Origin of the sequence: Streptococcus sp. SI1 (assembly GCF_030439945.1) — a bacterium.
Classification (GTDB): domain Bacteria; phylum Bacillota; class Bacilli; order Lactobacillales; family Streptococcaceae; genus Streptococcus; species Streptococcus intermedius.
This window is the reverse complement of the sequence record NZ_JAQFJE010000001.1, coordinates 258,848-275,581: the sequence shown is the minus strand read 5'-3', so window position 1 is coordinate 275,581 and position 16,734 is coordinate 258,848. Positions and strand designations below refer to the sequence as shown.

The 16,734-nt window shown below is 34.6% G+C and carries 13 protein-coding genes and 2 pseudogenes; 6 read left to right on the top strand and 9 right to left on the bottom strand.

Going from position 1 to position 16,734, the window contains the following annotated elements; translation table 11 throughout:
- Positions 1-7 precede the first annotated feature (7 nt).
- The 4 genes from PCY10_RS01395 to PCY10_RS01380 form a co-directional block, all read right to left on the bottom strand.
- Positions 8-1,273 carry a lanthionine synthetase LanC family protein gene (locus PCY10_RS01395; protein WP_021002593.1) on the bottom strand — a complete coding sequence of 422 codons (1,266 nt, stop codon included), beginning with the start codon at positions 1,271-1,273 and terminating at the stop codon, positions 8-10.
- Positions 1,251-1,970 carry a flavodoxin family protein gene (locus tag PCY10_RS01390; protein WP_021002592.1) on the bottom strand — a complete coding sequence of 240 codons (720 nt, stop codon included), beginning with the start codon at positions 1,968-1,970 and terminating at the stop codon, positions 1,251-1,253. Before PCY10_RS01390 ends, PCY10_RS01395 begins: the two co-directional genes overlap by 23 nt.
- Before the next feature lie 120 nt (positions 1,971-2,090).
- Positions 2,091-2,300: a hypothetical protein gene (locus PCY10_RS01385; RefSeq protein WP_037582862.1), complete on the bottom strand. Its 210-nt coding sequence runs from the start codon at positions 2,298-2,300 to the stop codon at positions 2,091-2,093.
- A 56-nt stretch (positions 2,301-2,356) separates the two neighbouring features.
- Positions 2,357-5,311: a thiopeptide-type bacteriocin biosynthesis protein gene (locus tag PCY10_RS01380; RefSeq protein WP_158459861.1), complete on the bottom strand. Its 2,955-nt coding sequence runs from the start codon at positions 5,309-5,311 to the stop codon at positions 2,357-2,359.
- A 1,206-nt stretch (positions 5,312-6,517) separates the two neighbouring features.
- On the opposite strand from PCY10_RS01380, the pseudogene PCY10_RS01375 reads away from it, so the two are divergent.
- Positions 6,518-7,324, top strand: a pseudogene (locus PCY10_RS01375) (IS982 family transposase).
- A 173-nt stretch (positions 7,325-7,497) separates the two neighbouring features.
- On the opposite strand, the gene PCY10_RS01370 reads toward PCY10_RS01375, so the two are convergent.
- Together PCY10_RS01370 and PCY10_RS01365 are read right to left on the bottom strand one after the other, a co-directional pair.
- Positions 7,498-8,442 carry an AEC family transporter gene (locus PCY10_RS01370; protein ID WP_009568888.1) on the bottom strand — a complete coding sequence of 315 codons (945 nt, stop codon included), beginning with the start codon at positions 8,440-8,442 and terminating at the stop codon, positions 7,498-7,500.
- Between the two features lie 13 nt (positions 8,443-8,455).
- Complete coding sequence (locus tag PCY10_RS01365; RefSeq protein WP_009568889.1) at positions 8,456-10,078, bottom strand: malolactic enzyme; 1,623 nt, start codon at positions 10,076-10,078, stop codon at positions 8,456-8,458.
- A gap of 173 nt (positions 10,079-10,251) precedes the next feature.
- Between PCY10_RS01365 and PCY10_RS01360 the strand changes: the two genes are divergently transcribed.
- Both PCY10_RS01360 and PCY10_RS01355 read left to right on the top strand, forming a co-directional pair.
- Complete coding sequence (locus PCY10_RS01360) at positions 10,252-10,608, top strand: helix-turn-helix domain-containing protein (RefSeq protein ID WP_009568890.1); 357 nt, start codon at positions 10,252-10,254, stop codon at positions 10,606-10,608.
- A 123-nt stretch (positions 10,609-10,731) separates the two neighbouring features.
- A complete protein-coding gene (locus tag PCY10_RS01355; RefSeq protein ID WP_009568891.1) occupies positions 10,732-11,622 on the top strand; it encodes a LysR family transcriptional regulator in 891 nt (296 codons plus the stop codon).
- A gap of 163 nt (positions 11,623-11,785) precedes the next feature.
- On the opposite strand, the gene PCY10_RS01350 is transcribed toward PCY10_RS01355, so the two are convergent.
- From PCY10_RS01350 to PCY10_RS01340, 3 genes and pseudogenes are all read right to left on the bottom strand, one after another.
- Complete coding sequence (locus tag PCY10_RS01350) at positions 11,786-12,448, bottom strand: DNA alkylation repair protein (RefSeq protein WP_009568892.1); 663 nt, start codon at positions 12,446-12,448, stop codon at positions 11,786-11,788.
- Position 12,449: 1 nt separating this feature from the next.
- Positions 12,450-12,991, bottom strand: a pseudogene (locus PCY10_RS01345) (N-acetyltransferase family protein).
- Between the two features lie 103 nt (positions 12,992-13,094).
- The gene (locus tag PCY10_RS01340; RefSeq protein WP_009568894.1) at positions 13,095-14,765 is read right to left on the bottom strand and encodes a formate--tetrahydrofolate ligase; all 1,671 of its coding nucleotides are present in this window, start codon (positions 14,763-14,765) and stop codon (positions 13,095-13,097) included.
- A gap of 136 nt (positions 14,766-14,901) precedes the next feature.
- Between PCY10_RS01340 and PCY10_RS01335 the strand changes: the two genes are divergently transcribed.
- From PCY10_RS01335 to PCY10_RS01325, 3 genes are read left to right on the top strand one after another with little or no spacing between them, the layout of a single operon-like run.
- Entirely contained in the window at positions 14,902-15,594 is a 693-nt protein-coding gene (locus tag PCY10_RS01335) for a phosphopantothenate--cysteine ligase (protein WP_117281354.1), read from the top strand.
- Entirely contained in the window at positions 15,591-16,142 is a 552-nt protein-coding gene (gene coaC / locus PCY10_RS01330; RefSeq protein WP_301558757.1) for a phosphopantothenoylcysteine decarboxylase, read from the top strand. Before PCY10_RS01335 ends, coaC begins: the two co-directional genes overlap by 4 nt.
- The gene (locus tag PCY10_RS01325; protein WP_003072313.1) at positions 16,126-16,689 is read left to right on the top strand and encodes an ECF transporter S component; all 564 of its coding nucleotides are present in this window, start codon (positions 16,126-16,128) and stop codon (positions 16,687-16,689) included. Before coaC ends, PCY10_RS01325 begins: the two co-directional genes overlap by 17 nt.
- Positions 16,690-16,734: the final 45 nt, after the last annotated feature.

The window sequence follows — 16,734 nt, the reverse complement described above, 5'->3', positions numbered from 1 at the left end:
CATATATCTACCTCAAAAATAATAGTTCTTCAATTTCAGAGTTGCTATACAAAAGTTTAGAAAAAAGTAAAAAAATCCCCCCCGTTCCTTCCAAAATATTTAAATTTTCTGGATGTCCTTTAAAAACTGAAAAATCTTCTGAATTGGATATTAAACTATACTTTTTTCTATAATAAAATTTCTCATTTGAATTATTTCTAATAATCCTTAACATTAATTCAATCTTAGTATCTATAATCTCATTATCACCTACTAAAGACAAAAATAATATTTCACCAGCAATTCCATGACATAAAGATATATCTTTTTCCTCTATAATTTGTCTTAATTCATTCATTTGCTTATTCATATCAATAGTTAAATGGCCATTAAATTCAACATGAGTAGTGTTACAAATTCTGTTGATTGAATTTGAAATGCTTACATATCCGTAACACCAACTTGGATAATTATAAACATCCTTTTCTCTTATAGTAATTCCTTTGGAAAATTTCCGATAATCTAGCTGAGAAGGCCATTTTATAACCTCATTTTTTATATAGGAGTATTTTTCATAAATTGCTAAACCAAACTTTATTATTTTTATAATACTACATCTCAAGTTTATTTCGTCAATATTTTTATAAATCTGGCTTAATGCCAAAAGTGGTCCCAAAATACCATGAGATAGACCAAAATTCATATGCCCCTCAGGAAAATCGATTTTTTCTTTCTCTAAAAATTGTTGTTCACACAAAACTCTTATATTTATATCGCCATCCTTATCAACTTCAAATAAAGAACATAGATATTTAACTGTATTTGGAAATTGTTTATCATAGTATTTAGATAAGTATAAAGCAATCCCTGATATACCTCCTATGATATCGTACTCCGACATACTCACTATGGAGTTATTGAATAGAAATTCAGAATGTTTTTCTAGCTTAATATACAATAACTCGTCAACTTGATTTGAGAAAGTAACTAATTTACCAGTATAATTTGAATAACATTTAATTCCAAAAGCAATCTCTCCTAAACCTGAAAATGCCGAAATATCACTTATCCTATTATTTTCAATTTCGTGTTTGAAATATAAACATATCTCATATACAAATTCTTCCCACTCCATACCAACATTAAAATATTCATGGATGATTGGATATAACATTAAAACAACTGAAAAATCTCTAGGAGATACTGTTTTGTTTAAAATTTTAACATTTAATTTTGAGACAACCTCTTTCATATATTCATACATTTCTTCTCTAATTTTCTTTTCTAAATTCATTTTTCAGACTCCTTGAATTATTATATACAGCATACTCTTGGAATGAATTGAATTTCTCTATTTCGTTGTTAATGTAAAATTCTTTTTCATAGTTTCTGAAACGAGAGGTGTCTTTACTCAGCCAAATGTTTTGTAAATTTGAAAAATATCTCTCTAATTCTCCATTGGTTAAAAAAAATCCCTCTTTAATACCTTTATTAATCTTATCTAATTGCACCTGTATTTCATCCTGTGAAATATCACCTGTAGTTAAACCTATAGAAAAAATTGTTTTAATCCCCATACTGATTTGAATTTCTTGTAAATATTGTTCAATGGACAATGTTTCACTACCAGCAGATAAAACTAAAATCCCTCCTAATTTTCCTGCTAATTCCATTGTATGTGAGTATACAGCAATTCTATCTAAAAAGACCTTAAATACACCTGATACATTTTTCATATATACGGGTGTTATCCAGATTATTATGTCAGCTTCTTTTAAAAAAAAGGCAATTTTTGCAACAGATTTATCTTTAGATTTTAATGGGTCAACATCAAAGATTTTCTCTCCGTTTGTTACAATTGAAATATTCGCTTCATTCAAATTTATCCACTTTACTATCCAATCATCAAAATAATTTACAATCTTCCTAGCTATATTAATAGAATTCGATTGATATTCTTTTCCACCGCTAATAACACAAGTTTTTTTCATCGCACTCTCCCTCTGTTATTTCAAAGAAGAAATTATACATATACCTTATAAATATCCAAATACGTACTAAGCCACTACCTAAATCACTTCATATTAAAACCCACTTTTTATATATTTTAGCTACCTTTTACATCTAGGATGCGTAACTGTACAGCCTGTATTTTTTGTAACATTATCGGCACAGTGCCTTGTTAAACAATCTCCTGTGCAGCCTGTAACTATTGAAGTTAATACTGTTCCGCCTAGCCAAGAAAGCGGACCTCTTACTTCTTGATCATTATCAAAATTAACTTTGTTTGTATCTAATTGAAAATCATCATGATTTGACATTTTATTATCCTCCTAATATTCTATTAGATAGTGACCTAATACGCATATAAACTAATTTATTTCTCTTTTATCTTCAACTTTAATTTATTACGATTCATTATCTCCCATAATGCAAACTTTAAGTAATGATGCAATTTCTTTTCTGTATTTAAATTATTAAGAGCTCTATTACAGTGCATGTGCATAATAGAAAATACTATGGATTCTCTATATTCTCTTGAAATGGCCTCAGTTTGTAGTTTTACCCGTAATTCTTCTAGGGAACAAACAAAATCACTTTTAATAATTCTAGATTTTCCAATTGCCTCTTCAAGTAAAGACATATATTTTTTTGATTCTTTTCTATAATGCTTTCTATAATTATAATCATCCTTAAAGAAATTATCTAATGCTGCTGAAAAATCTTCTAACGTGTTAAATAAATGAACTCCGTATTGAGCAAGTTTTGAAAAAGTTGCCATCTCAGTTAAATAATATTTATCGTGGAAAACCGTTTCTGTACTATCAAAATAAAAAATATTTTCACATATTTCAAGCAATGCTGCTCCACCGTATCTTGAGAATTCACGATTATACGGAACTAAGTGCCAATTTGAAATTGTTTTTTTCTTACAACATCTATTTAAGAAAGTGAAAAAACTATTATAAATTTCGTAATCATATAATTTACTAAATTGAATTCTCAATCGCAAGTGTTGTCCAATATGGTCATAATAGTTCACATAGAACCACTTAATTACCTTTGACTCTCCAAGCGAACATAGCACTTTTTTAAACTCTTTAAAAAACTCACACACTCTTTTTCCTAAGCCATATATGTTGATAGATACCCATCCCTCTTCACCAAAATGAACTATAGATCCTTCATCATATTGATAAAACATTTCAAAATGATTTTTTTCTAGATTAATTGACTTATTTGATTTCTGTCGTAACGAAACAATGTATTCAGTCAAATACTTAAAATCTTCGTTCTCTAATAAGACAGCATCTTCAGGAGTCTGAAGGATAAGTTTACCCTCTTTTTTATATTCTTTAAATAAAATTTCTCTGAAAATTAACTTGTCTAAGTTTATTAACAATCTGTTATCATTATTAGATAGATACACAATATTTTTAGCAATATATTTATCTCTAAATTTTAACAAATCTGACTGAAATTCTTCAAATGTTGTCTCTGAAATACAAGAAGAATCTAAACGCCAAGTCTCTAGAGCTACCGTTACATTCTCAAATATGATTCTTGGAGTATATAAAAAATCAAGATTGTTAAAAATATTTAATCTTTCTACAACTTTTTTTCTATCATACTCATATGTAATCTCTTTTAACAGTTGTACAACTTTACTATTGGAAAGTGAAGTAAGCATATTATCATTGACTATTCGTACTCGCTTCAATGTTTTTCTTTCAACAATTGATAAATTTCTATGCTTATCAAGCGTTAAATATAAATCATTTATTGTCAATTCTTTTACTTTTTCACTTTCTAATGTTGTACCAAACGAAATACAATGATTGTAATTACATTTTTTATTTAAAATATTATTAGCTTTACCATATTTTTGAAGTTCAAAACAGTCTACAAGAATATCTTCTGTATAATTCAACGATTCCTGATTATAAAAAGCTTTAACTTCATTTTTTAATGTATTTGGCCATAACCTATAAAATCGTTGAAATGAATTTCCTTGTTTTAATGCTCCATAATTAGGTCCGATATAAATATGACCAGAACTATCAGAAACTATAAAATTCAAATCAAATGAACTTAAAAAATCATTAGATGTCTCTGGAAAGACTATATCCTTAGAAAAATCATTCAAACTTAATTCCAGAAAATCCCTTCCTTCTTTTAGAGTCATGATAACTTGTTGATTAATAACACTTTGTATGTGTTTTTCTCTAATAGACAGCTTCTCAATTGTATCCTCTAAAAATCTCAAACCGTTAAATATATGCTCATTTATAACACTGTCTAAAGGAACCAAGGTATTTGCCTCAAAATAATCATAAAATTGTTCTTTAAACTTTTCTAATCTACAAAAATCCATCTTATCTACATAAATTACTGATAATGCAGAGGCGAATTTTTCTAGTTTGTCTTTGACCTCACTAGTCAATGATTTAATAGGATAAACTAGCCCTGATGTAACAACAATATAATCATCAGACTCATGAATATCAGACATAAAGTTCAGCATGTATTCTAGTTTCTCAATACTAGGATTATCAGAAAAATCAGACATAATCCCTTGAAGTACTTCTAAGCTCTTAGATAACTTAATCATATTATTTTCACTAGTAGCTTGAACTAAGTAATCAAGAGCATCAATCTGATATGCTGGAACTCTCAAATTCGAATATAAGAATTCACCTTCCAATAATGATATTAGAAATTGGTCAAAAGAATCCTTACTCAAATTAGGATAAACACTTACGAAACTATTATACAATTCTGAGAATGATACAAAAGTTTCTGTTAATTCTATCATCAGTAATACCGCAGACGTGTTTCGTATATCTATTGTCATAAATGGGGTATCATTTTTAGATAGATTAGCCCGATTTGTATAAGACGTATTGTAATATCTATCTCCTGAAACATAGCAATTATTATTGCGAACATATTTAATTCTTCGTAAGTTAGTTTTTTCCGTTTGATTTATCAATTGGTTCAACCATAAATTACTACATTCAACACAAAGCTTTACATTAAAGGTATTTGTATTTTCCTCCAAATTTGTCGAAACATCACAAAATTCTGAAAAGGCTACTTGTGCAAAAAGTCCGAAAGGAGTTGGTCTAGCGGACATTCTCAATAAGTACTTCAACAGACTTTCCCTTGATTTATGAGATTTACTGTTAAAAATACTCCCATTTCCTGTTGCTATTCTAACAGCTAAACAAAACAGTTCTCTAGATTTTGGTTTCAAAGAGTCTATAAGTATATCTACATCATCAATACTTTCAGCATTATTCAAGGCATGCCATGCATAGTAAAGAGGCAATCCTGGGACTCTCTGCATATAGTACGGACTACAAACGAACTCCATAAACAAATTCATTCCTTTCATATAATTAAAAATCATACCAAATTAGTACAAATTTCATTCCTTAAGATAAGTCAGTATAATTAGAAAGCGCTTTCTTTTTTGCTGAAACTTTTCACTTCTCCTACCTATCCTCTACAAATTATACTTTTTATCTAATTAAAAGCCTTAATTAGATTTGGCGATTGCACAAATTAGATTTCTTATAACAATTCTAATATCTTGAAAAAATGCTATGAACCTTTGTCTACTTTGACAAACACAATTTCTAATTGTGGGTATTGTTGAGTGTCCTTTTTACAAACTCTTTTTTCAGTTAAATCTCTACCATTATGTCCTTGAATTAAATACAATTCTTTTCTATCAGGAATATAGATACCAATTATTTAATCTTGCAACTATTCAAAGCCTTATAATATCCACCAATAAACTTTGCCAAGGCAGCTTTTGAAAATATAGTAATATTTTTTAAAACTTATATAGACATTGTCTATATTTGATAACATCCTCATAAAAGGAAGAATCTTTGTGTTAAGTTTTGTCACCTTAATCTATAATTTCGCAATAGTAATCCACTTAGTACCTAACCCTCCTCTGAATCCAATTTTCAAAGGGAAATTACATGTTAAATGCAAACAAAACGTTGAAAATATATTATTAATTACTTTGTGCCATAATGTTTTTTATTCGTCACCCTAATTCCAAGGGATATATTATATTTAAAATTCGTAAAATGAAAAGTATATAATCTTTGGAATTTTTGTATAGATTTTTTCTACATTGTAACAAGTAGAAATTTTTTTGAGAATTCATCAAATCTACCACAGCCTCATTCTATCATAAAATAATCTATTCATCAATTAAATGCATAACAGAATCATGATACTTCTTCCCACTAGTTATACAGGACTAAAAAACTAATTTCATATCGAACAAAAGAAGAGTTTCATTAAGTTCATATTTAATTGTAAAATGTATAGTAACTTTTTAACAATATCAGGACTACTATTATTACCAGTATATTATCCGAAAAGTCACCACTATTTTGACGATTATTAGCATCCGTTATACTAGATACCCGTTGTGCTAGTTAATTTCAACATACAATAAAAAGCCCAAAAGGACTATACTGTAAGTGACGAAACATACAGGAGGTTAGTCCAAATGAGCTACTTACAGTATACTGCTAAATCTCATCATTTACAATGAATGAAATTTACGCCAATTATCACAAATTTGTCATTACTTTTATAAAACCTATTGCCCAGATTCCTTTAAACATCGGCGTAATGTTGGCTTAGGCAAAGTTTCAGATGAAGCGCTTCTTGTCTTGCTTTTGTTACAAGCTGAACTAGGCATAACGTCACAACGCCATTTCTACAACATCTGACACCTCTTTCCTTGTGGTCAGTTACTAGAGAGAAGTCGTTTCAATCGTCGGTCTAGACAAATGATTTGGCTAGTCCAATTAATCCGAAAAACTATGAGTGAAACGCTTCCATATGATAGACTAGCCATTATAGATAGTTTTCCTTTGCCACTTTGCCAACCTGTTCGCAATCACAGAGTTGCCATTTTTAAAGGATTAGCCGATATTGACTACAACGCCTCTAAACACTTATGGTTTCAAGGTTCATATGCTGGTGACCTTATCTGGTTATATTCTGAACTATATTGTCACACCAGCCTCTGTCCATGATATCAAGGTGGTTTATGAACTATTAGATGGGTGTAGGCAATCGGTTATCCTAGGTGATTTAGGCTACCTAAGCAGTGAGTGAACTCAAAAAGGACTTAAAACAGGAAGGTTATCATCTATGGACGCCATTTCGACAAAACATGACAGGAGCCGAAGAACATAACAATTGGAAAGTGATGACCATGAGACGAACTATTGAAACACGTTTTTCTGAACTGTGTCGTTTCTTTGACATCGAACATACATTGGCTAGAGGGCTAGCTGGACTATAGTTACGAATTGAACAAATTATTCTTGCTCATAATTTACGCTATTTTGAAATTAATTATTACCATGGGTACTAGATACAACCATATGCACCATCTAGAACAAAAGAATATCTAACATCAATAAACGCCTCGATTGTTTCTATCAGGGCGTTTTGCTATTGCGTTTAAGACTTGGTTTATCCAAGCAATGTCACAACAATTGGAACAACGACTACAAATAAGACCGTGCTTAGTGTCACAACATTTGTGGTAAATTCCACATCGCCGTCTCCTTGACTTGCAAGGATTGGAAGAACTGCAAGGGCTGGTGCAGCGGATTGAACGACGAAGGTTTTGTATTCCATTGTAGGCAATCCGCTTGCTACTAAATTCAAAAGAACAACCATTGTTACTGGTGCTAAAATAAATTTACCGACCAAGGTCACAACAGAATCCTTATCGAAGCGAATTGTGCTCAGACCTGCTTTAGCTAAAATGATTCCAATATAAATAAGAGACAGAGGAGTTACCAAGTTCCCGATATAGGTAAGAGTGCTGCTGGCAAAGTTAGGCACTTCCCAACCTAAAATAAGAAAGGCTAAGGCAACGAGAAAACCAATCAAAGGAGCTGGCAAGAGTTTCTTCCAGTCAAATTTTCCTGCTTTTTTCTCGCCAGACTTGCTGTCGGTTGTCATGAAATAGACCCCGATTGTCCATGTCGAGATGGTGTTCGCAATATAGTAAACCAAGAAATATGGAAGCGCTTCGTCTCCAAAGAGAGCAACATTCAAAGGAAGCCCTATAAAGATTGTATTGGCATTGACAAAGGTATTAATCATCGTTGCCCGACGACCTGGCTGTACTTTAAAGAGCTTAACGGCAACAAAAGCAAAAATGTATCCAATGGCAAAAGCTACCAAAACCCAAACAAGAGAACTTGATAATGAAATCAACTTACTCAAAGTCAGGTACTTCAAGACAGAGACAAAGATTGAAACCGGCAACGCTACATTCATAATGAGGCGGGACAGATTGGGACCGAAATCTTCTCCGAACCAGCCCCTTACTTGTAAGATATAGCCCAGTACAATGATTGTAATAATCGGGATGATACTTTGAATAGAGGTTAAAAAGATATTCATAAAAACCTCCTATCTAGTATTTTGGATACCATTTCAAATCACGTACTGCTTTAGCCATGTCTTTTTCGTCTGCTTGAGCAAGGCCTTGCTCTTGGGCTTTTTTAGCAACTGCTTCTGCTACCTTGATAGACACTTCTGTCACATATTTGAAAGGCGGAAGAACGGGAGCTCCGGGCTGGGTAATGTCCACAATACCGCTCAAAGAGTGAGCCGCAGCGCCAATCATTTCATCTGTCAATAGTTTAGCTTCAGCTCCCATGACCCCAAGTCCCAAGCCAGGATAAATAAGGGCATTGTTTGCTTGACCGATTTGATAAGTAACACCTTTATACTCTACATCATCTGCCGGGATTCCTGTTGCAACAAATGCTTTCCCATCTGACCATTTAATCAAATCTTCCGCAGTTGCTTCTGCTAATTTTGTAGGATTGCTGAGTGGGAAAATAATCGGACGGGCCGTGTTTTCACACATCGCTTCTACGATTTCCTTTGTGAACGTATTTGGCTGTGTAGAAGTTCCAACTAAAATCGTCGGTTTGACGGTTTTCACAACTTCAAACAAATCTGTCAGCTGATCCGCATTTGGATAATCAGAGCGCTTCTTCGCAAACTGTTTTTGCTCAGGAGTTAAGTCATCCATATCATCAAAGAGGAGACCTTGCTTATCGACCATGAAAAATCGTTTATAGGCTTCCTCTTCAGATAAACCATCCACAACCATTTCTCTATGGACACGTGCTGCTATTCCTGCACCTGCCGTACCCCCGCCATAGCAGAGATAGACTTGATCTGTCAGTTTTTCTCCGGTGATGTCAAGTGAAGCAAAAATTCCGCCTAAGGTCACAATCCCTGTTCCCTGAATATCATCATTAAACGTTGGGATTTTATCCTTGTATTTATTTAAAATCGTTGCAGCATTTAAGCGACCAAAATCCTCCCAGTGCAGATAGAGCTTAGGGAAAAGACGCTCAGCTGTTTGGACGAATTGATCAACAAAATCATAGTAACGCTCTCCGCGAACTCTTTCATGCCGATTTCCAAGATAATTTGGATTGTCTAATAATTCCTTGCGATTGGTTCCTGCGTCAATAACCAGAGGTAAAACAGATTTTGGATCAATTCCTGCTGCTGCAGTATAGACCATAAGCTTGCCGACTGAGATATCTACTCCGTTGGTTCCCCAGTCACCAATTCCTAGGATTCCTTCTGCATCCGTCACCACAATCAAGCGAATCTCACGGTCTCCTGCTGCATTTTTCAAAGTTGCTTCAATATTTTCAGGGTGGTTAATATCAAGATAACCAGCATATTGAGGGTCTACAAAAAGATCGCTGTATCCTTCGATAGTATCTGCAATCGTCGGATCATACACAATAGGATTGAATTCTTTAATATGTTGGCTGAACAGATAGTAGAATAAAGTCCGATTGGTGTTGAAAATTTCCATTAAAAACAAACGCTTTTCGAGGTTGCTTTGCTTTCGCTGATAGTGATGATAGGTTTGAGCCGCCTGCTCTTCCAAAGTTTGGACATACGGAGGCAAAAGTCCTACCAATCCCAATTCTTGACGTTCTTCATTTGTAAAGGCCGTTCCTTTATTCAAAAAAGGATTATTTAAAATGTCATGTGCTTTCATCTAGCTTTCTCCTTGCATTTTAAGAATAATGACAATTGATTTTTAAAATCAACATACCAACTATAAAAAATTCGCCTCCTTTTATATTTATTATAGCACAAATTGCGCCATAAATCATACAAAGTTTTATATATAGGGTTAAAAAGATGATGTGAAACTTGTATGATAGGTATATGAACAAAACAACTTTTTTACAGCGCTTTATCGCTAATAAGGTCCGCTTTCATAGAAAAGCAAAGGATTTAAGTCAAGAAGAATTATCTGAAAAAGCTGGTTTAGGCTTGAAATATATCAATCAACTAGAAAACCTAAGCAGCAATCTCAGCATTCAAACTCTGGAAAAAGTCATCTTAGCTTTAGATATGACACCGGAAGAATTTTTTGACTTTAGAAGTCTGGAAGGAAAGAGAGATTCAAACCATGCTTTCTCCCTTAAACGCTTAAATATGAAAATAAAACAACTACCAAAGGAAAAACAAGAAGTATTCGTTGGCATTTTTGAAGACATTCTTGATAACCTTGATCGGTAGTCGCTTCAGTATTTCATTCTAATCTTTTGCTGTGCGTATAGTCAAAAGCGACAGTACGGATAAAATTTACTTATATCAATTTTCTTTTGCCCTTATTTCACCTCTTTGTGTTACACTTGAAGCATGAACATAAAAGATTTTGAGTATTTTTATTCTCTCACGCAGCTCCAGTCTTATACTGCTGTTGCAAATAAATTTGCTATTAGTCAGCCGTCTGTTTCTTACGCTGTCAAACGCTTAGAGGAGGAATTTAATTGTAAGCTCATTGCAGCAGATCCTTCTCATCGTACATTTTCTTTGACAGAGCAAGGAGAGATTCTCCTCAGTCATCTCAAGCGTATATTGCCAGAACTTTCTTCTGCCCATAAAGAAATCAATCGCTCCTTAGCGCATTATTCGACTGTTGGCTTTCCGCCGATGATTATGAATTATTTACTGTCATTTATTCCTGAAAATGATGACAAGGCTGTCCTTTTCCAAAAAATTCGTCCTATTCGCAGAGGCTCTGTCGAACTGCTTCGCCTTTTGGAAAATGGAGATTTAGATGCCAGCTTTGTTGCAACGCTTGGTTCCTTCTCGTATAATAGCTTAAACTTGCGGAGGTTGTTTTCAAGCGAAGTATTTGTCGTCATGTCTAAATCCCATCCGTTAGCTGATAAAGAAGTCCTCTCTTTTTCAGAATTGATTGATGAATCCTTTATCGTCTTGGACCAGCATTTCATTCACCTGAAAGCTTTTTGTGAGTTAAACCAAAAGCATCATAATAAAGCTGAAATCTTTTTTCAGACGGACGATGTCAATCTGCTGAAGCAAATGTTGAGAAAAAATATCGGCATCAGTCTCTTGGCTGATTTTGCTTTTCCAAATGATGAGGAAAAATTGGTTAAAATTCCTCTGTCTAAGGAGGATAATATCATATTTTACGTCTATCTTGCCAGCCTAAAATCAACGATTTTAAATGAGGACGTTCTCAGCTTCTTTGACTATACCATCAATTTTCTTGAAGAAAAATAAAAAAACTGAATCAATTCCTCTTAGGAGGCTTATCCTAGAGGATTGGTTCAGCTTTTTTGTTTATTGATTGATATTTGTCTGATATGTTTTATCTTTTGACTCAAAAATGATTTCAATTGTTAATGGATGCGGAGGGAAAAGATAAACGAGAAAACCCTATCGTCTATTGATCTAACAAGTACTTGCTTCCTTCTTTAATACTGAGTTTGCTCAGTTTATCCTTGTGTTTTCCGATAAAGGCCCGCACCCAGTCGGGATTAGTCTTAGAGTAGTCCCGAAGTGCCCAACCAATGGCCTTATTGATGAAAAACTCGGTCTGATTAAGATTATTAACTAAGATTTGTTCCAGCAGCTGGACATCCGTTTCTTCTTTTTGAAGCAATTGGTGTTCAAGGGCAAGGCGCCGCAGCCAAAAATCTTCATCCCTGCTCCACTCCAACACAAATTTCTTTGTCTCAGGATAGTGCAAGCAAATAAAGCCTACTGAGCGGCACAAAAAGTCAATCGTGTCCCACCATGGCTTTGTTTGTGCTAATTTCTTTATCTTTGGCAAATCGCTTGGTTTCAAAGCTTTTTGTTTCAATTGCAAATAATCCAGCACCGCATATTGCATCTCACGATAAGGATTTTCCCAAGCCTGATTGACAAATTCCCAATCTATCGTAGACTTGTGATTTTTCTTAAAAAATACCTTGGAAAGCTTTCGTCTAATAGGTGTTTTGACTCCTAAAAACTCGAACTGGTCTTTCATATATGCTTTCATGTGAACAGCATCTTCAGGGTTTGCTACTTCTTTTAATCCTTGGAAAATATCTTCTACTTTCATATTACCATTCACTTTCAACATTCATATCTTTGAATAATTTAATTGGTCTTGTTGGTTTATCTAAACTCTTCTGCAACCAAACTATGTCATGCCAGCACTCAAATTTATAGCCGATTTTTGGGAAATGCGCTACTTGCTGATAACCACAGTTTTTATGGAAAGAAATACTAGCATCATTTGGCAGGGAAATGCAAGCCAGAAAATGAACAAAACCTTGCTGTTCAAGAATTTCTTCCAACTTGTCATAAAGCTGCTTCCCAATCCCTCTGCCGCGATTCTCATCAGCTACATAGACCGACAGCTCAACAGCCCAGTTGTATGCCTCTCGATCATCATAAGTCGAAACATATGCATAGCCTACTATAATCCTTCCTCTTCTACTACTAGATCAAAATAGTTTCCCAATGTCTTTTCAATGCGATTGGCAAATTCTTCGGTGCTGGAAAGCTGGCATTCAAATGTCATAGCAGTATTTTCTACATAAGGAGCGTCGAGCGCTACAAGGGCTGCAACATCAGATTTATGAGCTAATCTGATGTTCATCCGAATGTTCCTTTCTTCTTATTACTTTCATAAAAATGAAGTATATCACCATGTATATTTTACCAAATTCAAAAAGAAAAGGCTCTCTCGAACCTTTTTCGTTTTAAAATAGTCCAATAGCAGTTCCGTCTGTTGCTACGTCCATATTGAGCGCTGCCGGGCGTTTTGGCAGTCCGGGCATGGTCATAACATCACCGGTCAAGGCGACGATGAAGCCTGCACCCAATTTTGGAACGACTTCACGGATAGTGATTTCAAAATCTTCTGGCGCTCCCAGTAGGGCTGGATTGTCTGAAAAACTGTATTGGGTCTTAGCCATACAGATTGGCAGCTTATCCCAACCGTTCTTGACAATTTGAGAAATTTGAGTTTTTGCTTTCTTTTCAAAATTAACTTTTGTTCCGCGATAAATTTCTTTAACAATTGTTTCGATTTTTTCTTCAACTGTCAGATTATTATCATAGAGTCGAGTATACTTGGCAGGTCTCCTTTCAATCGTTTCGACCACAACTTCTGCAAGAGCCAATCCACCGTCAGCACCATCTGCCCAGACACTAGCCAATTCCACAGGTACATCAATTTGAGCACAAAGTGCTTTCAGCTCAGCAATTTCAGCTTCTGTATCGGAAACAAACTCATTGATTGCTACGACAGCTGGAATGCCAAATTTACGGATATTTTCCACATGACGTTTAAGATTGGCAAATCCAGCCCGCACTGCCTCCACATTTTCTTCGGTCAAGGCATCCTTGGCTACACCTCCGTTCATCTTAAGAGCACGGAGTGTTGCTACGATAACGACAGCATCCGGTGAAGTTGGTAAGTTTGGTGTCTTGATATCTAGGAATTTCTCAGCCCCTAGATCCGCGCCAAAACCAGCTTCAGTCACTGTGTAGTCCGCCAGATGCAGGGCTGTTGTCGTCGCCAGAACAGAATTACAGCCATGTGCAATATTAGCAAATGGTCCTCCATGAACAAAAGCAGGCGTTCCATAGATAGTCTGAACCAAATTCGGCTTAATAGCATCTTTCAAAATAAGAGCAAGAGCTCCTTCTACTTCTAAATCTCGGACATAAACAGGCATTCGATCATAACGGTATCCAATAACGATATTAGCTAAACGTTCTTTCAAATCCTCAATGCTTGTCGCTAAGCAGAGAATAGCCATGATTTCAGATGCAACAGTAATATCAAAACCGTCTTCCCGTGGAATTCCATTAACTGGGCTACCCAAGCCAACTGTCACATGCCGCAAAGCACGGTCATTCAGATCTACCACGCGCTTCCAGATAATGCGACGTTGGTCAATTCCTAGAGCATTTCCTTGATGCAGATGATTGTCAATCAGAGCAGAAAGAGCATTGTTGGCAGTGGTAATGGCATGCATGTCCCCTGTAAAGTGCAGGTTGATGTCCTCCATTGGCAAAACCTGTGCATAACCACCTCCAGCGGCTCCACCTTTGATTCCCATGACAGGACCTAGAGACGGTTCACGAATCGCAATCATGGTTTTCTTGCCAATTTTGCTAAGAGCATCTGCTAAACCAATGGTAATAGTTGATTTCCCTTCTCCAGCAGGTGTCGGATTAATCGCTGTTACCAAAATCAACTTACCAACTGGACTCTTTTGCAATTTCTGAATTTTATCAAACGATAATTTAGCCTTATACTTGCCGTAGAGTTCCAAATCGTCATAATCAATTCCAACTTTATCTACCACACTAGCAATTGACTGTAAGTCAACACTTTGAGCAATTTCTATATCCGTTTTCATTTGGAATCCTCCAGTTTTTATAGTATTATTATATCAAAAATAAAGAAAACAAACATTTTCAACGGTTAAATTTTTAAAAACGTTCGGAAAACATTTTTTTATTTACGAATTAACTTTTTTTGTGTAAAATTTAGTCATGAAACTATTGATTACTTCTGGCGGAACGAGCGAAAAAATCGATCAAGTTCGCTCTATTACGAATCATTCCACAGGAAAACTCGGTGCACTGATTGCGGACAGTTTTTTAGCACAAGGTGATCATGTTACTTTAATCACTACACGGAACGCTATCAAACCTGCTGCTCATCCGAATTTAACAATTCAAATTATTGAGAATGTGCAAAAACTATTTGAAATGATGAAACCTCTAGTCAAAACTCACGACGTTTTGATTCACTCAATGGCCGTTTCTGACTACACGCCGATTTATATGACAGGTTTTGAGCAAATCACTACATCTCAAGATTTAACAGAATTTTTAAATAAGACCAATAAACAAAGCAAGATTTCATCAAAGGATAATTACCAAGTGCTCTTTCTTAAACAAACGCCGAAAATTATCAGTCAAGTAAAAAAATGGAATCCCAATATCCGCCTGATTGGTTTTAAACTCTTAGTTGATGTTTCTAAGGAAGAATTACTGACTGTTGCTCGTGCCAGTCTTACTAAAAATCAAGCTGAAATCATTGTGGCAAATGACTTGTCTGATATTTCCGATAATCAACATCATGCTTACCTAGTCAAAATAAATTCTGTTATAAAAGCCGATACTAAAGAAGAAATTGCTCAACAACTCGTAACACACATTCACACAAAGGACAATCTATGAAACATATTACATTAGCTGTCACAGGAAGTATTGCTGCACATAAAGCTGCCGATTTGACCAGCCAATTCACAAAAAACAATCTAGATGTAACTGTTCTGATGTCTTCAGCGGCTACAAATTTCATTACCCCATTGACATTGCAGGTATTGTCGAAACATATCGTGCATACGGATGTCATGGACGAACCTGCTCCAAACAAAGTCAATCATATTGAAATTGCTAAGCAAACAGATCTTTTCTTAGTTGCACCTGCAACAGCCAATACAATCGCAAAATTAGCAAATGGTTTTGCAGATAACATGATAACAAGCACTGCTCTTGCTTTGCCTACAACAGTCAAAAAAGTACTGGCCCCTGCTATGAATACAAAAATGTATGAAAATCCAATCACTCAAGACAATCTATCTAAATTAGAGAAATATGGCTGGCACATCATTCGCCCTAGAGAAACTATATTAGCTTGCGGCGATAAAGGAATTGGTGCTCTCGCTTCTGTAGAAACAATTATGGAAAAAGTAAAGGAAATCATTTATGAAGAAACAATCTAATATTGCTCAAATTGCTATCTTTTTTGCTATTATGTTAGTCATTCATCTATTGAGTTCAGTGATTTTTAACTTATTTCCTGTCCCGATTAAACCAACGATTGTTCATATTCCAGTTATTATTGCCAGTATCCTTTATGGACCAAAAGTTGGGGCACTTTTAGGGGCTTTAATGGGAGTCATTAGTCTAATCACTAATACAATTGTACTCTTGCCAACAAGCTATCTATTTAGCCCATTTGTCCCTAATGGAAATATCTATTCTCTTATCATTGCTCTCATACCGAGAATTTTAATTGGGATCACACCCTATTTTGTTTATAGATATCTAAAAAATAAGACTGGGCTTATTTTAGCTGGAGCAATTGGTTCGTTGACAAATACTATTTTTGTTTTAGGAGGTATCTTCCTACTATTCTCAAATGTTTATAACGGAAATATTCAATTGCTACTTGCTTCTGTCATCTCTACCAATTCCATTGCTGAAATGATTATTTCTGCTATTCTGACAGTTGCCATTATTCCAGCTCTTGAAAAAGTTAGAAAATAATCACGTGAAAACGTGATTTTTTTATGAAAAAATGCTATAATGAAA